Consider the following 20,568-nt stretch of genomic DNA (forward strand, 5'->3'; position numbering starts at 1 on the left):
TTGTTCGTTTGTCGGTGTGGAAGCTTCAGTACATCGAGCAGGCGTTACCCGTGCCCGCGATGAATTCGTTCCAGGTCGAGATGCTCCAGTCCACGCCGGGCATCGGCGAGACGGGGAAGTGGTGCGGTGTCGCGGGGATGGGCGGGAAGTCCAAAGCCGGGGGAAGCGGCACGGGGTCGCAGATCGGCCGAACGGGGCCCTCGTCGTTGGCGTGTTCGGTGAAGCCCAGCGCGTCGCCACGCTGGTCGCGGAACCAGCCGTCCTCGAAGAAACCCAGCAATCGGCCACGGAAGCTGTACACGCCTTCATCGTCGAAGAACGCCACCCAGCGGCCGCAGAGGTCGTAGAGGATGTCTTCCTGGATCCACGCGATCACGGTGCCGCAGCGGCCGAAGACAGGTTGCATATCGGTGGGTGAGTTCACGGTGCGTCCCTAATCGAAATACCTAGTACGCGGAAGGATCAGAAAAACTGATCCGACGCCTGGAGGCAGGAAGCTTGCCCTGCCAGCCCCGTAAAACATGCCCCGCTTTCGTCCATCGGCTGAATGGCGGGTACGTTTGAGCGAAAATCACGAGGTCGGGATCACCTCAAACCGCAAGCCTTTCCCAGAGTGAACCGCCACGGGCTCGACCCCCGCTAGGTGCGGGGCGTGCTTCGGGCGTTTGACCACGACCCGCCGAGACGCAGCTTTCATCGCGCTTTCCAGCAGCCCGTCGGCGTCCGCATCCTCGCCCACCAGCCAACGCAGCACCCGCATCGGCTTGCGTTCGGTGGTCTTCCGCCTCGGCGAACCCGGGAACATCGGATCGATCAGCACCACATCAAACCGCGAAGTTTCCGCCGCCTCACGAAGCGCGTCTGTGGCGTCGGTGCGGTCTGCGAGGGTGATGCGGTCTGTGATGTCTGGCTCGGTAAGCCGGGCCCGCTGCAAGGCGTCGGCGAGCAGGGCGTGGACGATGGGGTGACGCTCGACCGCGGTCACCGTGCAGCCCGCCGCGGCCAGCAGCCAGGTGTCTTCACCCAGTCCGGCGGTGGCGTCGAGAACACGCGGCCGAGTCGCGCCGCTGCGTTTGTTGATCCCTACGGCTTTGAGCAGCGGGGTTTTCAGGGAACGGCCCGCGGGGCTGGTCGTGTCGAGTTGAGGCAGGTCGGCGAACACGCCGTGCCCGCCCGCCAAGGGGTGGCCCGCTTCAACCACCCGCAGCTCCAACCGTTCGGCTTGGCCGACCGGAACCTCCGCGACGGCCAGGTGCATCGGGTGGGGGTCGTTGAATTTCCGGGCGATCGGCAAGCCGAGCTGTGCCGCTACCGCTTCGGCCCAAGCCTGCTGATGGGGCTGGTCGTACGACACCGCGATGCTCGGCGGGGTGTGGGGCATGGGGAATTGTCGATCTGGCGACGATCTTGGACCGACGCCGTTAACCCTTGGCGGAGGCCTCGGCGACCTGGCGTTCGTAGCGCTCGCGGTTGGCCCGGTTGTCCATCAACACCAGCACGCGGTCGCGGTGCTCGGCGGGGATGTTCTGGTCCAGCGCCTTGCGGACCATGCCGATGTGCGTCCGGCGGGACAGGTGCGTCAGAATCACCTTCTCGGCGGTGCTGCGTTCGAGCAGGTCGATGATGTGATCGAGGTGCAGGTGCTTGCCGATGCCCGCGCGTTTGCGGTGGCCCTTCTCCATGAAGGTGCATTCGGTGATCAGGATCTTGGCCCCGAGGACATCGTCGCGGTCGAAGTGCTTGCCCCAGGCGGTGTCGCCGGTGTAGCACACCAGCGGGATCATCAGCGTCTGGGTGATCTCTTCGCCCTTCTTCTTGAGCTCAACCAGCCGTTCCTGCGGGAGCCCGGCAAATTCTTCCTTGAGTTTGGTGCGCTTCTCGATCAGCGTGTAGCCCAGCGAAGGCACGGTGTGGACGGTTTCGAACGCACGCAGGTAGTGGTTGTTCTTCACCTCCTGCTCTTGGTCGGATTCCATCGCGATGACGTTGTAGGGCGTACGCTGCTGTTCGATATCCACCCAGGCTTCCATGAGCCGGTGGATCGGCATGGCCAGTTCCTTGGGGCAGAGCACAGTGCCGGTGCCCATGCCCTGGAAGCTGCGCTGCGAGAAGTAGTAGGACAGAGCCGCGGCGTGGTCCATGTGGCCGTGGGTCAGGGCGACGTAATTGGAGGGCAACGCGGCACGTGGGCACAGGCCGATGTCGAACGCGATGTCGAACTCGGGCAGGTGGATGCAGGACTCTTCACCCGCGATGGACAGGCCTTCGATGCGGAACGGAGGCACGTACAAAAACCCCAACTGGGGACGGCGGGGGGGCTCTTTGGGCAGCATGACAGGAGGACTCTCTGGGCGATCAGGTACGGAACCGGGGCCCGGCACTGATCGCCTCGTCTCCCTCAGGAAAACGCGTCTCAGGCACCCGGTGGGGGGAAACGGTCTGGTCCGGGCGATAACCCGGCCGACCAACACCAGCCTCGCTTTCGAGGCCATGGCAAGCATTATCGGGGGCATGAGCCGATCTGTAAACCTGGGGAGATCGTGAATTCTTCAATAAACCTCGCTGCTGACAATCGCATCAGGCGACTGTTTTTTCGGCGTCCGCCCAAGGAAATCCATTTTTCTTGCCGATGAAATAGTCAGGAAAGCAGCTTTTCATGTCTTTGTTTCGGCTTTCCTGGGGTTGGCACCCCGTTTGCAAATTTGAAGTACGGACCTGCGGACACGCTCGTGTTTGATGAAAGGGACGGCATGACCACGGCGTTTGGATTCGGGACACTTCCGGGTGTCAGGACGACTCGGCTGGCTTCGTGGTGGAGGAACACCCTCAACCCCGCGTTGCACAAGACGCTGCAACTCCCGCGGGCATACCTGAGTTATGTGGGGCTCTCGGCGATGGACGGGCTGTGCACCGGCGCGATCCTGGCTTTGGGTGGATGGGAGGTCAACCCGATCGCCAACGCGGTGCTGGCGCGATTCGGCTTCCCGGGGATGATCGTGTTCAAGTTCTTCATCGTGGCGATGGTGATCCTGATGTGCGAGAAGATTGTGCGTGAGAAGCCGCGCGCGGGGCGGGCGGTGATGGCGATCGCGATCGCCGCGACGATGGTGCCGGTGCTGGTCGCCGCGTTGGAGTTTGCTTGTTACGTGTTCTGGCCGGGTTAAACTGCCGGGCATGACCGCAAAGCAAAAAGATCGTACGGCGATGAAGATCGTGGGGATGCTGCACGCTCCGGCGTTGCCCGGCGCTCCGGGGTATGCAGGGGATTGGTCGGCGCTGCGCGACTTTGTGTTGCGTGACGCGGCGGCGTTGGTGGAGGGCGGGGTCCACGGCCTGATGCTGGAGAACTTCGGGGATGTGCCGTTCTTTTCGGGGCGGGTACCCGCGGAGGTGGTGGCGTGTCTGACACGTTTGGCCTGCGATGTGAAGCGTGAGGTAGGCGAGGAGGTGCCGCTTGGGATCAACGTGCTGCGCAACGACGGCGAGAGTGCGCTGGCGGTGGCGTCGGCGTGCGGGGCGGCGTATGTGCGCGTGAACGTGCTCAGCGGGGCGGTGGTGACCGATCAGGGGGTGATCCAGGGTGACGCCGCGCGGATGCTACGTCGGCGCCGGGAGATGGGGGCAGAGGGTGTCGCGGTGTGGGCGGATGTGCGGGTGAAGCACGCGGCTCCGATGGGGCAGGGCTGGCGGCCTCTGGAAGAAGAGGTGGAAGAGCTGGTGCTGCGTGCCGGGGCCTCAGGCGTGATCGTCTCGGGCAGCGGGACCGGCAAGGCGACGGATGCGGATGAGCTCCGCGGGGTGCGTGAGGTGATGGATGGATTGGGCGATCAGGCGGTGCCGATCTGGGTCGGCAGCGGCGCCACGGCCGATACCGCGGCGGGCCTGCTCGAACACGCGGATGGCCTAATCGTCGGCACCTGGGTGAAGGCAGGGGGGCAGCTCGGCCGGCCCGTGGAAACTGAGCGAGTTAAACGGCTGATGGCCGAGGTCCCCGGCTCGTGATGGCCTCGTGGCGGCTGTGCATCTGAGCCGAGAACGGCCTTGCATCTGATTGACCGTTTTGATCCCACGACCTGCTTTTTTGGAGCCGCCATCAGCAAATCTGCGCGGGCTTTCGTGTAATGATTTAGTACTGCATAAGTACGAAAAGCTCGAAAAATATTACGGTTATGAGTGTAATCCCTGATTAGGTTTGGTCCATTTGGGGTATTCCTTAAACTACACTTACAGTTAGCTGTATTTTGAGTGCAGCCGTTTTGAGCGGTTTTCTTTTTCATGTAAGAGCTAGAGCGGCGCGTCGCTCGATGGGGTCCATTTCCAATGTCTACACAAGCGACCGTTTTCATCGTCGACGATGACCCGGGGGTCCGGGATTCGTTGAAGTACATGATTGAGTCTGGGGGGTATCGGGTGGAAGCGTTTGAGAACGCTCGCCAGATGATCGACCGGGCTCGGGCCATGGTTTCGGGCTGCCTGGTGGCCGACCTCCGGCTGCCGGGCATGTCGGGGCTGGACATGTTCGACAAGCTCCGGGAGATCGGCGTCAACCTGCCCACCATCGTCATCACCGGGCACGGCGACGTGACCGCCGCAGTCCGCGCCATGAAGGCCGGGGCCTTGGACTTCATCGAGAAGCCCTTCTCCGACCAGGCGCTGCTCGATCGGATCGGCACCGCGATGCAGATCAACTCCGCGAATCAGGTCGCCGCGCAAGAGATCGCGCAGGTCGACCACTGCTACCAGCGTCTCACCCCGAGGGAACGCCAGGTCATGGCCGCGGTGGTCGAGGGGCGTCTGAACAAGCAGATCGCTTCAGACCTGAGGCTGTCGCACAAGACCATCGAGGTGCACCGCGCCCACGTGATGGAAAAGATGAGCGCCAAGTCTCTCGCGGAGTTGGTGCGTATGGCGGTTCTTCTCGAACAGCACTGCCACGTCTGAATCGGCCTTCGGTTTATCCCGCCCAGCCCGCACAACCCGAACACCGCAGCGGAAATTGACGCGGCCCCCGCGTTTTGGGGTGCGTTGTCGCGATCCAAATCTTTTGATCTGGATCGAACGACATCCTCTTTCCAGGAGTAGACCCGCTGTGAGTGATCCGAATACCCCAACCCTCGGCAAGAAAATCGACGAGCTCCTCGCTCCTTTTCTGCAAGACGAGTCCGAGCTCCAGAACCGCTTGGCTGAATTGAAGTCTGAGCTCGAGCAGCTGCAGACCGAAATGGAGCAAGTCAGCGAAGACTTGGCGGTGGTGCAGTCCGCGAAGATCGACGCGTTCCGCCAGGCCGCGCAGGACGACCCGGTGCTGAGTGCGGTGTTTATGGCCGACCAGGCCGGGCCGAAGCTGGTGGACGACGATTCGGAAAACGACGGCCATCCGCTGCTTTCCCACGCTTCCTGAGCCTGCGGGCAACATTGAACCGGGCTGTATAAACCAATTAAAAAACCCACGGAGTTCAATCCGTGGGTTTTTCTTTGGATGTGGTTTTGAGGCCGGCTTAGAGGGCAGCGCAGGCGCCCTTGACGGTCTTGACGATCTCGGCGGCGACCTTGTAGGGGTCGGCCGAGGAGTTGGGGCGACGGTCTTCCAGCCAGCCCTTGTAGCCCGACTCGACGGTGGCGACCGGGATACGGATCGAAGCGCCGCGGTCCGAGATGCCGTAGGAGAACTTGTCGATCGACTGCGTTTCGTGCAGGCCGGTCAGACGCAGGTGGTTGTCGGCGCCGTAGGCGTCGATGTGGCGCTTGATGGCTTCGGGGGTACCGAAGGCTTCGCAGATCTTGTCGTAGACAGCCTTGTCGCCCGCGGTGCGGAGCGTGGTGTTCGAGAAGTTGGCGTGCATGCCGCTGCCGTTCCAGTCGCCGGCGACGGGCTTGCAGTGGTATTCGATCGACCAGCCGTACTTCTCGCCGATGCGCTCGAGCAGGTAGCGGGCGACCCACATCTCGTCACCGGCTTGGGTGGCGGACTCGGCGAAGCCTTGGAATTCCCACTGGCCGCACATCACTTCGGCGTTGATGCCTTCGACCTTGAGGCCGGCCTCGAGGCAGGCGTCGAGGTGCTCTTCGATGAACTCACGGCCGATGGCGTTCTGGGCGCCGACCGAGCAGTAGTACTGGCCCTGGGGAGCGGGGTAGCCGCCCTTGGGGAAGCCGATGGGGCGGTTGGTGTCGGGGTCGATGATGGCGTATTCCTGCTCGAAGCCGAACCAGAAATCGTTGTCGTCGTCGTCGATGGTCGCGCGGCCGTTCGACTCGTGCGGGGTGCCGTCGGCGTTGAGGACTTCGGTCATAACCAGGTAGGCGTTCTTACGGCCGGGGTCTTTGCAGATGAAGACAGGCTTGAGCAGGCAGTCGGAGCTGCCGCCTTCGGCCTGTTCGGTGGACGAGCCGTCAAACGACCACATGGGGCACTCTTCGAGGGTTCCGCCGAAGTCCTTGAAAAGGACCTTGGTCTTGCTGCGGAGGCTTTGGGTGGGCTTGTAGCCGTCGAGCCAGATGTATTCGAGTTTGGTGGGGGTGCTCATATGCGTTGATCCTCAAACAGTAAAAGAAGCGAAGTTTCTTATTTCTGACGCGACGGTGAATAGCGTTCTACGTCTACGGTCGGAGGTTTATAGAGCATTTTTTGGAGTTTATCAAGGCCCTCCCGGAGAAAAAGTAGAAATTCTAGGCGAGATACCGGATCAAAAATTTGAAATTGAAGCACGATTTAGGATGTGTGCTTAAAATTTAGGCAATTGACTCTGTGCGCAAGCAATCTCCTCAGTGCGGTCATAACCGCTGAGGATCTGGTGTTGTGAGTGATTGGGCTATGAAGAGCGTGCCAGGTGGCTAACGCTCGGCATGATGGAGGTGAAAGGCCGGAATGGGATTCGAACCCATGACTGCTTACGCAAGCGGATTTGCAATCCGCCCCCTTGGTCCACTCGGGCACCCGGCCGTTAGGTGTAGCTCAACATTCTAGGCTCACGCTGCCGTGACGCAAACGGCTTCCATCAGGCAGCCTTCATGTGCGGATTTCTGCAGCGATCAGCCGGTGAGTTGGTTGTGCACCAGCGTCTGGTAGATCGGGCAGCGCTCCAGCAGTTGGTCGTGTTTGCCTTGGTCGACGATCTGGCCGTCGTCCATCACCACGATGTTGTCGCAGTCCACCACGGTCGACAGGCGGTGGGCGATGATCAGCGTCGTTCGGCCCGCGCGGGCTTCGTTGATCGCCGCGGTGATCCGGGCTTCGCTCTCGGCATCGATCTGGCTGGTGGCTTCGTCCAGGATAAGGATCGCGGGGTCGCGCAGGATGGCCCGGGCGATGCACAGCCGCTGGCGTTGCCCGCCCGAAAGCCCGGAACCGCCCTCGCCCAGCACGGTGTCGTACCCGTCGGGCAGCTCGTTCACGAACTCGTCGGCAAACGAGGCCTGCGCCGCGGCGATGATGTCTTCGCGTGGGGTGTCGCGTCGCCCGTAGGCGATGTTGTCGGCGATGGTCCCGGCGAACATCACGCTGTGCTGGGTCACCGCCGAGATCTGATGACGTAGAGACCGGAGCGAGACGGTCGCGATGTCGGTGCCGTCGATCAGGACACGGCCCTGGGTGGGGTTGGTCAGCCGGGGCACGAGGTTGAGCAGCGTGGACTTGCCCGAGCCGTTGGTCCCGACGATCGCGACAGACTGGCCGTGCACCACGCGGAGGTCCAGGTGGCTGACGGCAAACTCTTCGCTGCCGGGGTAGCGGTACGACACGGACTCAAACACGATGTCCTGGTGGTGGCGGGGCAGGACGGGGTTGGTCTCGGCCTTGTGGTACTCACGGGTATTGGGCTCGGGCTCGGCGTCCAGCACCTCTTTGATCCGCACCGCGGCGGCTCCCGCTTCCTGCAGGTCGTTGTTCAGATTGGCCAGCGGCCGGACCGAATTACCCGCCATTCCCAGCAAAACCAGCACTTTGACCATGTCGGTGGGGTTGCCTTGGCCGTTGAAGACGTACCAGGCCGCCGCCAGCGATACGCCCATCACGCCCACCAGCGAGATCAGCTCGATCACCGGCGAACTGAGCGCCTTGGCGGTCCGTGCTCGGAAAATCTGTTTTTCCAGCGAGCGGTTGATGGTGTTGAATCGCCGGCGTTCGTAGCCTTCGGCGTTGTGCAGGCGGACCACGGACGGGTGCTGGATCGACTCCTGCACCGCACCGATCATGTTGGCGTATTCACGCAGGGTGTACTTCGTGGCCCGCCGGATGCGCTTGCCGAACTTCTTGATCGCGACGCCGATGATCGGCAGCCCGATCAGGAAGATGCCGGTGAGCTTCCAATCGACGTACAGGGCGAACAGCAGGAACGCGAAGCCCATCAGCACGTCGCGGACCGCTTTGCCCATCAGGGTGTTGAAGCCTTTACCGAGTTGGCCCGTGTCGCCGACGAGTCGACTGAGACTGTCGGCCGAACGCAGGTCTTCCGAGGTCTCGATGGGCAGGTGCAGGATGTTGAAAAACGCCTGCTGGCGGATGCGGGTGACGACGCGGACACCGACGGTGATCGCCAGGGCCTGGTGGGTGTATCGCATGGTCGAGCCGAAGAGCGCTAGCGGCAGGATGAACAGGATCGCGTAGAGGAAGCTCTTGAACCCGTCCGAGGGGAGGCGGTCGGCCCAGTGGCTGTAGTCGCCGCCCAGCCGCCTGATGGTGTCGGGGGCTTGTAAGAATTCCCGGGCCGCTTCCTGGAGGCCTTGCTGGTTGCCGATCAGCAGATCGATGATCTGCATCAGCATTGCAAAGCCCGCGGTGGCGCTGGCCGTATCCAGCAGCGCGGCGATCATGGCGATCACCAGCAGCTTGCGGTACCTCAGCATTTGGCGGGCAAATAGCCAGAAGGTTTTCACAGCGTCGGCTCGGGGGCGGGCACCGGCGTCGGCCGGGCAATAGGACCCGATAGTGTAAAGCACCTCACGCAGCGAGGCGCAGCCGCGATACACTCCGGTCATGTCCAAGAACTCCACCCGTCTCACTGTCTACGGCTACATGAAGTGCGATTCCTGCCGAAAAGCCCTGAAATGGCTCGACGCCGCCGGGCTCGAACACACCTTCGTCAACATCACCGAAAACCCGCCCGCCGCGAAAACGCTGAAGGCGGTGTTAGCTGACAGGCGGTACGAGCTGAAGCATCTGTTCAACACCTCCGGCCAGCTCTACCGCTCGATGAACATTAAAGCGAAGCTGCCGGAGATGACGCAGGCCGAGGCGTTGGCGCTTCTCGCCGGGCATGGCAAACTGATCAAGCGCCCGATCATTACCGACGGAACGCGATTCACGGTTGGCTTCAAGCCGCCGGTTCTCGAAGAAGTCTGGGCCTGACGCGGCGACCCCGCATCGCGCTACGGGTATACTCCGAGGCTGATGAGCACGGCTGTTTTACCGTCAAATCCGAGCAGGGCGAACCCACGATGGCGACTCTCGCCGGGGTGGGTCGGGGCGGTGCTTCTGGCGGTGATCGCCTTGCCGTGTTTCTTGACGCTGCCCTGGTCTCTGTCGCGCTACGACGATCAGCGCAGCGATCAGGTCGAGATGATTCACGCGGCCCCGAGCTGGTCCGAGCCGATGGGCACGGATGGTTTGGGGCGGAGCCTGCTTTGGCGCAGCTTGCTGGGCGGGGCGATCAGTCTCACGATCGGGATCAGTGCTGCGCTCATTGCCGTGCTGATCGGCGTGACGTGGGGCGCGGCGTCCGGCTACGCCGGCGGCAAAACCGACGCCACGATGATGCGGGCGGTGGATGTGCTCTACGGCCTGCCATACATCCTACTGGTGGTCATGGTCTCCATCGCATTGCAGCCCGCGATCGAACATCTCACGGGCCCCATCCTCGGCTTCTCCGAGACCGTGGCGGGCAATGTCTCGGGCATCCTGACACTCCTGCTCGCCATCGGCGGGGTGAGCTGGCTGACCATGTCGCGGGTGATCCGCGGGCAGGTACTGAGCCTGCGCAGCCAACCGTTCATCGAGGCGACCAAAGCCGTGGGCATGGGCCCGGTCCGCGTGTTTCGGCTGCACCTCTTGCCGAACCTGATCGGCGTGATCGTGGTCTACGCGACCCTGGCGGTGCCTCTGGCGATCCTGCAGGAGTCGTTCCTGAGCTTCCTGGGCATCGGCGTGCGTCTGCCGCTGCCGAGCTGGGGGAACCTGGCGTCCACGGGCGTGAAAGAATTGCCTGCACTCACCAGCCCGGACCTGCCGATGCGTTGGTGGCTCTTGGTATTCCCCTGCACGCTGCTGGGTTTGACCCTGATGGCGCTAAACTTTTTGGGTGACGCGTTGCGGGACCGTTTCAACCCCAAGCGCAGCCCGCGTTGATGCTTGTTGCGAGTTACGGGCTTGATGTCCGCCTCTGTTTTTGAAAGTTGGCTATGGAAAACCGCTTCGGCTTCAAAGACCTCGTCCTGACCGTGCTCCTCGTGGCGATCCTGGCCAGCATCTGGCTGGCGATGAAGCAGTACGACCGCCAGTGGGAAGTGATGCAACGCATCGATGACCGCTTGGCCGAGCAGGCCGAGGTGCTGCGTCAGCTCAACACGACGCTGAGTCAGGGTGTCCGCGTGAGCGGCGATGGCGACGGTGGGCCGACCACGGTGTCGTCCGCGCCGCCGCTGCCGCACTACCGCTGGGAAGCCGCACGCGAACAAGAGGGCTATGCCCAGGGCGACTGGTTTGTCGATGCGTTCGCCCAGCAGGTCGGCAAGCTCACGCCGCTGATCTCGACGGATGCGTACCAGAGCACGATCGAGAGCTATGTGCTCGAGTCGCTCATCACCCGGGACCCCGAAACGCTGGACTGGATCCCGTGGATCGCTCATTCATGGGAGGTTTCCGAAGACGGCCTGACGATCGCTTTCAATCTCCGCGATGACGTGGTGTTTTCTGATGGGGTGCCGCTGACTTCGGAAGATGTACTGTTCACACTGGATCTGATCCGCAACCCTGAAATCAACGCGCCGCGTCTGGTGCCGTACTACGAGTCGATCGAATCGCTCGTGGCCGAGGGCCCGCATCGCGTGGTGTTCACACTCAGCGAACCGTACTTCCAGTCGCTGACCATCACCGGCGGGATGGACATCCTTGCCAAACACTATTACGAGCAGTTCAGCCCCGAAGAGTTCAACACTTCGACCGGGTTGCTGTTCGGTTCGGGGCCGTACAAGCTGCCGATCAACCCCGAGGACTGGCAGCCCGGGAGTGGGCAGGTTGAGCTGGTGCGTAACGATGAGTACTGGGGGCCCCGGCCGACATTCGATCGCCTACGTTGGCAAGAGATCACCGATGAGCAGGCTCAGCTCGTCTCGCTCCGCAACGGTGATATCGACCGCTACAGCGTCCGTCCCGAGCAGTATGTGAAGCTCAAAGACGACAAAGCCCTCAATGAGACCGCAGACCTTTATGAATACAGCGCGGTGTCGGCGGGCTACCGCTACATCGGCTGGAACCAAGTGAAGGACGGCAAGCCCACGCCGTTCGCCGATGTCCGCGTCCGCCGGGCGATGACCATGCTGCTGAATCGTCAGGAGATGTGCGAGCAGCTGATGGCGGGGTTGGCGACGGTGGCCACCGGACCGTTCAACCCGCTGAGCCCGCAATACGACCCGACGGTCGATCCGATCGCCTACGACCCCGATGCGGCCAAGGCCCTGCTACGCGAAGCGGGCTTCGCCGACACCGACGGCGACGGCGTGCTCGAAGGGCCGGACGGCAAGCCGTTTCGGTTCAAGCTCATCTACCCCAGCGGCAGCACGAATTACCAGCAGATGGCGGCCTATTGCAAAGACGCTTACGCCCGTGCGGGCATCACGATGGAGCTCGATCCCACCGAGTTCAACACCATGATCGACCGCATCCAGGACCGGAATTTCGAAGCGATCACGCTTGGGTGGGGCGGCGTGATTGAATCTGACCCCAAGCAGATTTTCCACTCGGAGATGATCGAGGGCGGTGGCGACAACTATGTGGGCTATCGCAACGCCGAGTTGGACGCGTTGATCGACGAGGCTCGCATGACCGTGGACGCCGATGAACGCACCGCGTTGTGGCACCGGGTCCACCGCATCCTGCAAGAAGATCAGCCCTACACCTTTATGTTTAACCGCAAGTCGGTGATCTTCCTGGATGACCGATTTGGGAACGTGAAAGTCACCAAGGTCGGGATCAGCGACCCGGTGGAGATGTTCGTACCCCGCAGCGATCAGCGCTGGACGCAGTAGTCGGCTTGCAGGCCGTAGGCGACAGGGCCAGCCCATACCCCCGGCACACCGCCATCGCTTGCGTCCGACCCATTCCCTACTGCCTACTCCCTATTCCCTGCCCTCATGCTCAGCTATATCATCCGACGAATCCTGCTGCTGTTCCCCACGCTTCTGGGCGTGTTGGCGGTGGTGTTTTTCGTGATGGCTTTTTCGCCCGGTGGGTTTGGGGGCACGGGATTGAATGCCGACGGTGCGCAAACCGAAGGTGAAGACGCCAAGCGTGCCCGTAAGGCGTTGGAGCGTCGTTATGGATTGGACTTGCCCAAGGTGGCTCAGTTTGGTCGGTGGTTGAACCAGGTCTCGCCGGTGGGCTTTCGGATGTCCGGCGATGTGAAGTTCACCGAGGAAGAGCGGGATACGGTTCAGCAGATGTTGGCCGAAGAGCCGTTCAACACCCGGCCGACGCGTCTTGACCGGGCGGTGAACATGACGCAAACCCTCGCGGCCTATACGGGCCTCGAGCCCGAGGAGGCGGCGCAACGCGTCAAAGACGGGCTGAAAAAGCCCAGCGAAAACCTGGCGATTCTTGAGTTGATCGATGCGTCGATGGAGCCCGTGGAGCTTGAGCGTTTGGAGGCCAAGCTTGTTGAACTGGAGTCCGCCGATTCGCGGGCGCTAGAGCGGGCGCAGAACGAGTACCTGCAGGTGTTGGCGTTCGAGGCCTCGGGCCGATCACGTATCCGCTTCGATCGGCCCGCGTTCAAGGCACCGGACCTGGGCCAGACGCTTCGTGGCCGAAACGTGGGCGAGCTGCTGCTCGAGCGTGTTCCCGTGACGCTGCTCCTGAACCTGCTGGCGATCCCGCTCATCTATGTCATCGCGATCACCAGCGGTATCTACGCCGCTCGGCACAAAGGCGGAGCGTTCGACCTCGGCAGCGGGGCGGCGTTTCTGGGCTTGTGGTCGGTCCCGCAGATCTGGGCGGGCGTACTGCTGATCACCTACTTCGCCAACCAGCAATACTTCCGCTGGTTCCCCGCGGCGGGCCTGCACGACCTGCAGGCGGCGAGCATGGCGTTCTTCCCGTCGTGGGGCGAAGCAGGCTTCCAGCGCGGCTGGCTGCTCGACTCGCTCTGGCACCTAGTGTTGCCGGTGGCGTGCATGGCCTACGGCGGGTTCGCGGTGATGAGCAAGGTCATGCGCGGCGCGATGCTCGAAAACCTCTCGGCCGACTTTGTACGGACCGCCCGCGCTAAGGGCGTGGCCGAGGGTGTGATCCTGTGGCGGCACGCGTTCCGCAACAGCGTGCTGCCGCTCATCACCATGGTGTCGGGCGTGCTGCCCGCGTTGTTCGTCGGCGCATTTGTGGTCGAGACGATCTTCTCGATCAACGGCCTGGGTAAGCTCGGCGTCGAGGCCGCCTTCCAGAAAGACCGCGAACTCGTCATGGCCACCACGCTCATTGGTGGCCTGCTCGGATTGACCAGCGAACTGGTCCGTGACATCTGCTATGCCATCGCCGACCCGAGGGTGAGCTATGACTAAGGCTGTCACCCCGACTGCGACCGAAGAGGAGGCCGTCGAGAAGGCGCCGCTGCCACGCAGCTTGTCGGGGCAGGTTGGCTTGCGCCTGATCGGGCAGTGGGGGGCTCGCATCGGGTTGGCCTGGATCGCCACCCTGATCCTGTTGGCGGTTTTCGCCCCGGTGCTCGCCAGCAGCCACCCGTTTGTATGGAAGGTTGATGGCAAAGTGAGTAGCCCGTGGCTGGAGCACCTCTCGGCGGTGGACGTGGTGCTGCTGCTGAGCTTGTTCTTGGCGGTGGTCTTGTTGGCGCTGCGTAAATTTGCAGTGGGCACTCGGCTGGCCGTTTGGGCGTGGATCACCACGCTCCTGGCGGGCGTCGCGGCGGGGCGTTCGGCGATGACCCTCTGGTCACGGCAACAAGACGACGGCCCGGGCTTGGTCTTCGTGCTCGTGATCATCATGCTCGTCGGCCTCATGGGGCTCTTGGTCGCCATCCCTTGGCTTTCCTCGGCGACCAAACGGCTGAAACTCGCCGTCGGGGTGATTGGCGTCGTCGTCGCGGGGGGATTCTGGTTTGCCGACGTCAGCCCGCCCGCCAACATCGTCTACTCCCAGTACCGCGAAGCGACCGTCGCGGGGCAAGTCGAGTGGCAAGTGCTTCCACCTTTGGCGTTTTCGCCCAACGACTACCAGCGCGACACCATGTCGGCCACGGGGGTCGATCCCCGTTTGGCCAAGCCCACCCTCGCCCACCCGCTGGGCACCGACGAGAGCGGCGCGGACGTCCTGTCTCGCATGATCCACGCCACGCGCATCGCGCTGGCCATCGGCCTGATCGCCACCGGCATCGCCGTCGCCCTGGGCATCCTCGTCGGCGGCCTCATGGGCTATTTCGCGGGCTGGGTAGATCTCCTGGGCATGCGGCTGGTCGAAATCTTTTCCGCGATCCCCGTGATCTTCCTGCTCATCATGATCGTGGCGTTCTACGGGCGCAACCTCTACCTCATGATGGTCATTATCGGCGTCACCGGTTGGGTGGGCTACGCGATCTTCATCCGAGCCGAGTTCCTCAAGCTCCGCAAGATGGACTACGTCCAGGCCGCCCACGCTTGCGGCACCCCACTCTGGTCGATCCTGTTCCGGCACATGCTGCCCAACGGCGTGACGCCCGTTCTGGTCCTCGCCAGCTTCGGCATCGCCTCGGCGATCCTCACCGAATCCACCCTCAGCTTCCTCGGGCTGGGGCTCGTCGAAGAGCCGAGCTGGGGCCAACTGCTCAATCAGGCCCGCCGGGCCGACGGGCAGTGGGGGCTGACTTGGTTCCCGGGTTTGGCCATCTTCCTGACCGTGTTTGCCTACAACCTCGTCGGCGAGGCGATGCGCGATGCGCTCGACCCGCGCTCGGCCGACTAACGTTTGATCGAGAGACCCATGGACCAGCCCAACACGCCCGATCCTCTGCTGCAGATCCAAGACCTGTCGGTGAGTTTCCCGGCTCAGGGCGGCCAGCGTCTGCAGGCGGCGAACGGGGTGAACCTTTCGATCTTTCCCAAGCAAACCCTCGCGGTGGTGGGCGAGTCGGGCTCGGGCAAATCGGTCTCGGCGATGTCGATCCTGCAGTTGATCCCCACGCCGCCGGGCAAGTACGACACCGGCAAAATCCTCTGGCGGGGCGGCGGCGAGGCGGAGCGGGACCTGCTGGCGTTCAACGACAAACAGATGCGACAGGTCCGCGGCAACCAGATCGCGATGATCTTTCAGGAGCCGATGACCAGCCTCAACCCGGTGTACACCATCGGCCAGCAGATCATGGAGGCGGTCCTCCTGCACCAAACGGTCGATCGCGGCCAGGCGGTGGCGATCGCTGAGCAGGCGCTGCGTGACGTCGGGATCGCCGACCCGTCCTCCCGGCTGAAGGAATACCCCCACCAGCTCTCCGGCGGGATGCGGCAGCGGGTCATGATCGCCATGGCCTTGGCGTGTCAGCCCGAGTTGCTGTTGGCCGACGAACCCACGACCGCGCTGGACGTGACGATCCAGGCCCAGATCCTCGAGCTGCTGCGGAAGCTTCAGCGCGAGAAGGGGATGTCGATCCTGCTGATCACGCACGACCTGGGCGTGGTCGCGGAAAACGCGGATGTGGTCGCCGTGATGTTTGCCGGGCGGATCGTGGAGTACGGAAGCGTGCAGGCGATCTTCAACAATCCCATGCACCCCTACACCCGCGGGCTCCTGCGATCCATGCCCGTGCTCGGCCGAAAGGTCGATCGCCTGGACACCGTGATGGACGGCGCCACGATCCCTGAAGACTTCCCCGAAGGTTTTGTGGTGCAGCCCCACGACCCGGAGTTCAAGCCCGTTGCGGGAGGCGAGAAATACGGCGGCAACGACGCCCAGCTCCACGAAATCCAGCCCGAACACTGGGTGCTCTGTGCAGCGGTGTCGGACGCAGCCAAAGCCAAAGCGACTCGGCCCGAACTCGCCTACCGCCGGGCGTCGGACACGATCGCTGCGACGAGTTGATCCACGGGCAGCGTGCCGTCGAGGATCAGGGCGTCGTCTTCGCTGGGGGGTTCCATCGCATCAAATTGGGTCTGGAGAAGCGACACGGGCATGAAGTGCTCGCGTGATTCCATGCGTTGCCGAAGCGTCTGGATGTCGGTGTGCAGGTACACGAAACGGATCGCGGCGCCGTGCTGTGCCAGCCGCGTGCGGTGCGATTGCTTGTGGGCGGAACACGCCAATACGCAAGGCGATTCCTCGACCAGCCAACGGCTGAGCGTGTCCAGCCAGGGCCATCGGTCGACATCTTCCAACGGCACCCCGCTACGCATCTTGGCCACGTTTTCAGGGGGATGGAAGTCGTCCGCGTCGGCGTACGCCACCTGCATGGCGTTGGCCAAGGCCTCTGCGACCGTGGATTTGCCGCTGCCGCTGACCCCCATCACGATCCAAGCGGAGTACGGGGCGGGGGGAGAATCAGGCATGGCGGTGAAAGCCGGTCGAGTTGGTAAGGGATTGGAACAAGCCCGAGAAGGGGGTTGTTGCTGGGAAAACAGCGGGAGAAAGCGGTGGGGGTGGGATTCGAACCCACGGTGACCCGAAGGCCACGCCGGTTTTCAAAACCGGTCCATTCGACCACTCTGGCACCCCACCGGGGGCGTCCCGCCGGGCGGGGCGGGGTGAATCGAGGGGATAGCATAAGTCCTTTACGGGACGTGGGGTAGGCCCGGTAATGTGAGCGGGTGGATATTTTGTGGAATGTGCCCCGATGAGGTTGACAAGCGTTAACGCTTCCTGCATAATGCTCGGCCCGCCAGTGATTGGCGGCATTGAAAGGCCTAAGTGACTCAAAGCAAAGTCATCCAAAGCTAGACCCCGCAGGCCGATATCCGACCTGCCCCCAAGGGTCGGATCAGGGGCTACTTGACAAGCCAAAACTGATCGCTACATTGTCCCGCCCGCTACGAGCGGCTAAGCCGGTACCACCGACTTTCCCGCCCGCAGCCGTGGGGATTCAAGACGCTCCCGAGCGAAACTGAATCGAGTTCTTTGAAAAGTGGATAGGTTAGGTGTTGCATAAGGTTGCGTCTCTCTTCCCAGCGAGGCGCAAGCAACAATTGTGTGACACCGAGTAACAATCGAAAGTGCTGATTGAGGTGCTTGCCCGCGTAGTCCCTTCGCAAGGGGGCTGGACGAATCGACCCTGCCTAGTTGGGTCGCCGAGTTCAGCGGGTTGCTGTGGCTAATCGTCCACGGCAGGTGATTCTGATCAATGGTCGGATCAAAGTTCGTTGTGCCAGTTTGGGCAGCGGAGTGAGATTCGGTTCCAGGTCGGAGTGATTAAGCTACTAAGAGTACATGGCGGATGTCTTGGCGTTAAGAGGCGATGAAAGACGTTGTAGCCTGCGATATGCCTCGGGGAGCTGGCAAACAAGCTTCGATCCGAGGATCTCTGAATGGGGAAACCCGGCGGCAAGTGCCGTCACCCATACCCGAATGCATACGGTATGGGAGCGAACCTGGCGAACTGAAACATCTAAGTAACCAGAGGAAAAGAAATCAACCGAGATTCCGTAAGTAGCGGCGAGCGAAAGCGGATATACCCATAGTGTCACGAACGGCCTGGAAAGGCCGACCATAGAAGGTGATAGTCCTGTAACGGCATAGTGGGGTAGCCCTAGAGTAGCGTAGAGCTCGTGAAACTCTGCGTGAACATGGGGGGACCACCCTCCAAGGCTAAATACTACTTAACGACCGATAGTCAACCAGTAGGGCGACTGAAAGATGAAAAGTTCCCCGATAAGGGAAGTGAAATAGTATCTGAAACCATGTACTTACAAGCGGTCGGAGCGGTTCTTCGGAATCGTGACGGCGTGCCTTTTGCATAATGAGCCGGCGAGTTGTTCTCTGTAGCAAGCTTAAGTCGTACCCCGACGTAGGCGTAGTGAAAGCGAGGGTTAACTGCCCGTCAAGTTGCAGGGAGCAGACGCGAAACCAGGTGATCTACCCATGGCCAGGTTGAAGGGACGGTAACACGTCCTGGAGGACCGAACCCGTATTCGTTGAAAAGAATTGGGATGAGCTGTGGGGAGGAGTCAAAGTCTAATCATACCTGGATATATCTCGTTCTCCTCGAAATAGTTTTTGGGCTAGCCTCACGTTACAGCGTTAAGGGGTAGAGCTACTGATTGGGGCTGGGGGGCTACCCGCCTACCCACCCCAACCAAACTCCGAATACTTAACGTCTTTGTCGTGGGAGTCAGACCGCGGGGGATAATCTTCGTGGTCGAGAGGGAAACAACCCAGACCGCCAGCTAAGGTCCCTAATTGTATCTCAGTTCTTAAGGAAGTTAGGATCCCGTGACAGCCAGGATGTTGGCTTAGAAGCAGCCACCATTTAAAGAGTGCGTAATAGCTCACTGGTCGAGGATTTTAGCGCCGATAATGATCGGGAATAAGATACAAACCGAAGCTGCGGAATTCGAAAGAATTGGTAGAGGAGCGTTCCTGTCAGCGTCGAAGCAGAACGGACAACGTTCTGTGGAGCGGCAGGAAGTGATTATGTCGGCTTGAGTAACGATAAAACAGGTGAAAATCCTGTTCGCCGAAAGAGTAAGGTTTCCTGGGCAAGGTAAATCCGCCCAGGGTTAGTCGGAACCTAAGGCGAGGCCGAAAGGCGTAGTCGATGGACATCAGGTTAATATTCCTGAACCGTGATGAAGTGACGGATTTTGAAGGTCTGGCGGTTGACTAGTCGTGACCGTTGGTAACTAAGGGCGTTTGATCCCGATGCAGGCTGGATAAGTCCCGCGAAATAGCTCATCTATATACGACCGTACTAAAACTGACACAGGTACTCGTGGTGAATAACCTCAGGCGCTCGAGAGAATGGTAGTTAAGGAATTAGGCAAATTGACCCTGTACGTTCGCAATAAAGGGGCCCTCCCTCTTCGGAGAAGGGCGCAGAGAAAAGGTGCTGGCAACTGTTTATCAAAAACACAGGACTGTGCTAACTCGTAAGAGGATGTATACAGTCTGACGCCTGCTCGATGCCGGAATGTCACGGAAGTAGGTTAGCTTCGGCGAAGCTTACGACCCAAGCACCGGTCAATGGCGGCCGTAACTATGACGGTCCTAAGGTAGCGAAATTCCTTGTCGGGTAAGTTCCGACGCGCATGAATGGCGTAATGACTGGCACACTGTCTCAACTACCAACTCGGTGAAATAGAAGACGCGGTGAAGATACCGTGTACCCGCAGCAAGACGGAAAGACCCCGTGGACCTTTACTGTAGGCTGATATTGGCCACCATTTCAAACTGCGTAGGATAGGTGGGAGGCTTTGAACCCAGGCTTTCGGGCCTGGTGGAGCCGTCCTTGAAATACCACCCTGTTTGTCGTGTTGACCTAACTTCGACCCATGAATCTGGGCGAAGGACCATGTTAGCTGGGCAGTTTGACTGGGGCGGTCTCCTCCTAAAGAGTAACGGAGGAGCGCAAAGGTTGGCTCAGCGTGGTTGGAAACCACGTTTCGAGTGTAAGAGCACAAGCCAGCTTTACTGCGAGACATACACGTCAAGCAGTCACGAAAGTGGGCTCTAGTGATCCGGTAGTCCCGTGTGGAAGGGCTATCGCTCAACGGATAAAAGGTACCCCGGGGATAACAGGCTGATCGCTCCCGAGCGTCCATAGCGGCGGAGCGGTTTGGCACCTCGATGTCGGCTCGTCACATCCTGGGGCTGAAGGCGGTCCCAAGGGTTGGGCTGTTCGCCCATTAAAGTGGCACGCGAGCTGGGTTCAGACCGGCGTGAGCCAGGTCGGTCCCTATCTGCTGTGGGCGTACCATGTTTGAGAGGATTCTTCTTTAGTACGAGAGGATTAGGAAGGACGTACCCCTGGTGCGCCGGTTGGTCTGCTAAGGCCACCGCCGGGTAGCTAAGTACGGCAGGGATAACCACTGAAAGCATCTAAGTGGGAAGCCCCCCTCGAGATTAGACATGGATGAGACCCCTCGGAGACTACGAGGTTGATAGGACGCAGGTGTAAGGGCCGAAATGCCTTCAGCTGAGCGTTACTAACGGTCGATCGCTTAATCATTCCGACCCGTAACCGAATCAACCACAAACACACCCGTGTTTGCGGCAACCGATTCGACCGGGTCACACCAAGCACTTCAATCAACAAACAACTTTTGATTCTGCTTCGGTGTCACACCACACCTAACCGTCCACCGCCGAAGGCGGCTGGCCGATGAAACTCGCTCTCCTCACTGAAGCTGGAATTATCGGCTTAGGCCAGGATAAAACCTCGCCACGCCGCC

At 61.3% G+C, this 20,568-nt stretch carries 16 protein-coding genes, 2 tRNA genes and 1 rRNA gene; 11 read left to right on the forward strand and 8 right to left on the reverse strand.

Annotated features, from left to right (window positions below):
- Window positions 1–25 precede the first annotated feature (25 nt).
- The 3 genes from HNQ40_RS12090 to HNQ40_RS12100 all read right to left on the reverse strand — a co-directional run bounded on the left by HNQ40_RS12090 (window position 26) and on the right by HNQ40_RS12100 (window position 2,285).
- A complete protein-coding gene (locus HNQ40_RS12090) occupies window positions 26–424 on the reverse strand; it encodes a 4-fold beta flower protein (RefSeq protein ID WP_184678087.1) in 399 nt (132 codons plus the stop codon).
- Window positions 425–571: 147 nt separating this feature from the next.
- Window positions 572–1,381, reverse strand: a complete 810-nt coding sequence (locus tag HNQ40_RS12095; protein ID WP_184678088.1) for a class I SAM-dependent methyltransferase — start codon at window positions 1,379–1,381, stop codon at window positions 572–574.
- A 40-nt stretch (window positions 1,382–1,421) separates the two neighbouring features.
- Window positions 1,422–2,285, reverse strand: coding sequence for an MBL fold metallo-hydrolase (locus HNQ40_RS12100; RefSeq protein ID WP_184678089.1), 864 nt, complete (start codon window positions 2,283–2,285; stop codon window positions 1,422–1,424).
- A 465-nt stretch (window positions 2,286–2,750) separates the two neighbouring features.
- Here HNQ40_RS12100 and HNQ40_RS12105 point away from each other — a divergent pair, with 465 nt between their 5' ends.
- The 4 genes from HNQ40_RS12105 to HNQ40_RS12120 all read left to right on the forward strand — a co-directional run bounded on the left by HNQ40_RS12105 (window position 2,751) and on the right by HNQ40_RS12120 (window position 5,401).
- Complete coding sequence (locus HNQ40_RS12105) at window positions 2,751–3,164, forward strand: DUF5658 family protein (protein WP_184678090.1); 414 nt, start codon at window positions 2,751–2,753, stop codon at window positions 3,162–3,164.
- A 10-nt stretch (window positions 3,165–3,174) separates the two neighbouring features.
- Entirely contained in the window at window positions 3,175–4,002 is an 828-nt protein-coding gene (locus tag HNQ40_RS12110; protein ID WP_184678091.1) for a BtpA/SgcQ family protein, read from the forward strand.
- A 318-nt stretch (window positions 4,003–4,320) separates the two neighbouring features.
- Window positions 4,321–4,941, forward strand: a complete 621-nt coding sequence (locus tag HNQ40_RS12115) for a response regulator transcription factor (RefSeq protein ID WP_184678092.1) — start codon at window positions 4,321–4,323, stop codon at window positions 4,939–4,941.
- A 148-nt stretch (window positions 4,942–5,089) separates the two neighbouring features.
- Complete coding sequence (locus HNQ40_RS12120) at window positions 5,090–5,401, forward strand: hypothetical protein (protein WP_184678093.1); 312 nt, start codon at window positions 5,090–5,092, stop codon at window positions 5,399–5,401.
- A 97-nt stretch (window positions 5,402–5,498) separates the two neighbouring features.
- Here the strand turns inward: HNQ40_RS12120 and HNQ40_RS12125 are convergent, their stop codons facing one another.
- From HNQ40_RS12125 to HNQ40_RS12135, 3 genes are all read right to left on the reverse strand, one after another.
- A complete protein-coding gene (locus HNQ40_RS12125) occupies window positions 5,499–6,527 on the reverse strand; it encodes a glutamine synthetase beta-grasp domain-containing protein (RefSeq protein ID WP_184678094.1) in 1,029 nt (342 codons plus the stop codon).
- 333 nt (window positions 6,528–6,860) lie between these two features.
- Window positions 6,861–6,943 (reverse strand) — tRNA-Cys (locus HNQ40_RS12130).
- An 89-nt stretch (window positions 6,944–7,032) separates the two neighbouring features.
- Complete coding sequence (locus tag HNQ40_RS12135) at window positions 7,033–8,976, reverse strand: ABC transporter ATP-binding protein (RefSeq protein ID WP_184678095.1); 1,944 nt, start codon at window positions 8,974–8,976, stop codon at window positions 7,033–7,035.
- On the opposite strand from HNQ40_RS12135, the gene HNQ40_RS12140 reads away from it, so the two are divergent.
- The 6 genes from HNQ40_RS12140 (at window position 8,975) to HNQ40_RS12165 (ending at window position 16,270) form a co-directional block, all read left to right on the forward strand.
- Complete coding sequence (locus tag HNQ40_RS12140) at window positions 8,975–9,346, forward strand: arsenate reductase family protein (protein WP_184678096.1); 372 nt, start codon at window positions 8,975–8,977, stop codon at window positions 9,344–9,346. The two genes, HNQ40_RS12135 and HNQ40_RS12140, sit on opposite strands and share 2 nt — an antisense overlap.
- Before the next feature lie 141 nt (window positions 9,347–9,487).
- On the forward strand, window positions 9,488–10,342 hold the full coding sequence (locus tag HNQ40_RS12145) for an ABC transporter permease (RefSeq protein ID WP_184678097.1): 855 nt from the start codon (window positions 9,488–9,490) through the stop codon (window positions 10,340–10,342).
- A 53-nt stretch (window positions 10,343–10,395) separates the two neighbouring features.
- Window positions 10,396–12,240: a peptide-binding protein gene (locus HNQ40_RS12150; protein ID WP_184678098.1), complete on the forward strand. Its 1,845-nt coding sequence runs from the start codon at window positions 10,396–10,398 to the stop codon at window positions 12,238–12,240.
- Between the two features lie 105 nt (window positions 12,241–12,345).
- A complete protein-coding gene (locus HNQ40_RS12155) occupies window positions 12,346–13,767 on the forward strand; it encodes an ABC transporter permease (RefSeq protein ID WP_221435511.1) in 1,422 nt (473 codons plus the stop codon).
- Window positions 13,760–15,160, forward strand: coding sequence for an ABC transporter permease (locus HNQ40_RS12160; protein WP_221435512.1), 1,401 nt, complete (start codon window positions 13,760–13,762; stop codon window positions 15,158–15,160). The genes HNQ40_RS12155 and HNQ40_RS12160 overlap by 8 nt, the downstream gene beginning before the upstream one ends.
- Window positions 15,161–15,178: 18 nt before the next feature.
- Window positions 15,179–16,270: an ABC transporter ATP-binding protein gene (locus tag HNQ40_RS12165; RefSeq protein ID WP_184678099.1), complete on the forward strand. Its 1,092-nt coding sequence runs from the start codon at window positions 15,179–15,181 to the stop codon at window positions 16,268–16,270.
- Here HNQ40_RS12165 and HNQ40_RS12170 read toward each other — a convergent pair.
- Window positions 16,231–16,734: a gluconokinase gene (locus HNQ40_RS12170; protein ID WP_184678100.1), complete on the reverse strand. Its 504-nt coding sequence runs from the start codon at window positions 16,732–16,734 to the stop codon at window positions 16,231–16,233. The genes HNQ40_RS12165 and HNQ40_RS12170 overlap by 40 nt on opposite strands.
- 82 nt (window positions 16,735–16,816) lie before the next feature.
- Window positions 16,817–16,903 (reverse strand) — tRNA-Ser (locus HNQ40_RS12175).
- 685 nt (window positions 16,904–17,588) lie between these two features.
- Here HNQ40_RS12175 and HNQ40_RS12180 point away from each other — a divergent pair.
- Window positions 17,589–20,345: ribosomal RNA gene (locus HNQ40_RS12180) — 23S ribosomal RNA — on the forward strand.
- Window positions 20,346–20,568 lie beyond the last annotated feature (223 nt).

It is taken from the genome of Algisphaera agarilytica (genome assembly GCF_014207595.1).
GTDB classification, from domain to species: Bacteria; Planctomycetota; Phycisphaerae; order Phycisphaerales; family Phycisphaeraceae; genus Algisphaera; species Algisphaera agarilytica.

Bases quoted from the DNA above. Each gene is read 5' to 3' on its own strand.
- HNQ40_RS12095 (WP_184678088.1), bottom strand. From the start codon at position 1,381: ATGCCCCACACCCCGCCGAGCATCGCGGTGTCGTACGACCAGCCCCAT.
- HNQ40_RS12105 (WP_184678090.1), top strand. From the start codon at position 2,751: ATGACCACGGCGTTTGGATTCGGGACACTTCCGGGTGTCAGGACGACT.
- HNQ40_RS12110 (WP_184678091.1), top strand. From the start codon at position 3,175: ATGACCGCAAAGCAAAAAGATCGTACGGCGATGAAGATCGTGGGGATG.
- HNQ40_RS12115 (WP_184678092.1), top strand. From the start codon at position 4,321: ATGTCTACACAAGCGACCGTTTTCATCGTCGACGATGACCCGGGGGTC.
- HNQ40_RS12125 (WP_184678094.1), bottom strand. From the start codon at position 6,527: ATGAGCACCCCCACCAAACTCGAATACATCTGGCTCGACGGCTACAAG.
- HNQ40_RS12140 (WP_184678096.1), top strand. From the start codon at position 8,975: ATGTCCAAGAACTCCACCCGTCTCACTGTCTACGGCTACATGAAGTGC.
- HNQ40_RS12135 (WP_184678095.1), bottom strand. From the start codon at position 8,976: ATGACCGGAGTGTATCGCGGCTGCGCCTCGCTGCGTGAGGTGCTTTAC.
- HNQ40_RS12150 (WP_184678098.1), top strand. From the start codon at position 10,396: ATGGAAAACCGCTTCGGCTTCAAAGACCTCGTCCTGACCGTGCTCCTC.
- HNQ40_RS12155 (WP_221435511.1), top strand. From the start codon at position 12,346: ATGCTCAGCTATATCATCCGACGAATCCTGCTGCTGTTCCCCACGCTT.
- HNQ40_RS12160 (WP_221435512.1), top strand. From the start codon at position 13,760: ATGACTAAGGCTGTCACCCCGACTGCGACCGAAGAGGAGGCCGTCGAG.
- HNQ40_RS12165 (WP_184678099.1), top strand. From the start codon at position 15,179: ATGGACCAGCCCAACACGCCCGATCCTCTGCTGCAGATCCAAGACCTG.
- HNQ40_RS12170 (WP_184678100.1), bottom strand. From the start codon at position 16,734: ATGCCTGATTCTCCCCCCGCCCCGTACTCCGCTTGGATCGTGATGGGG.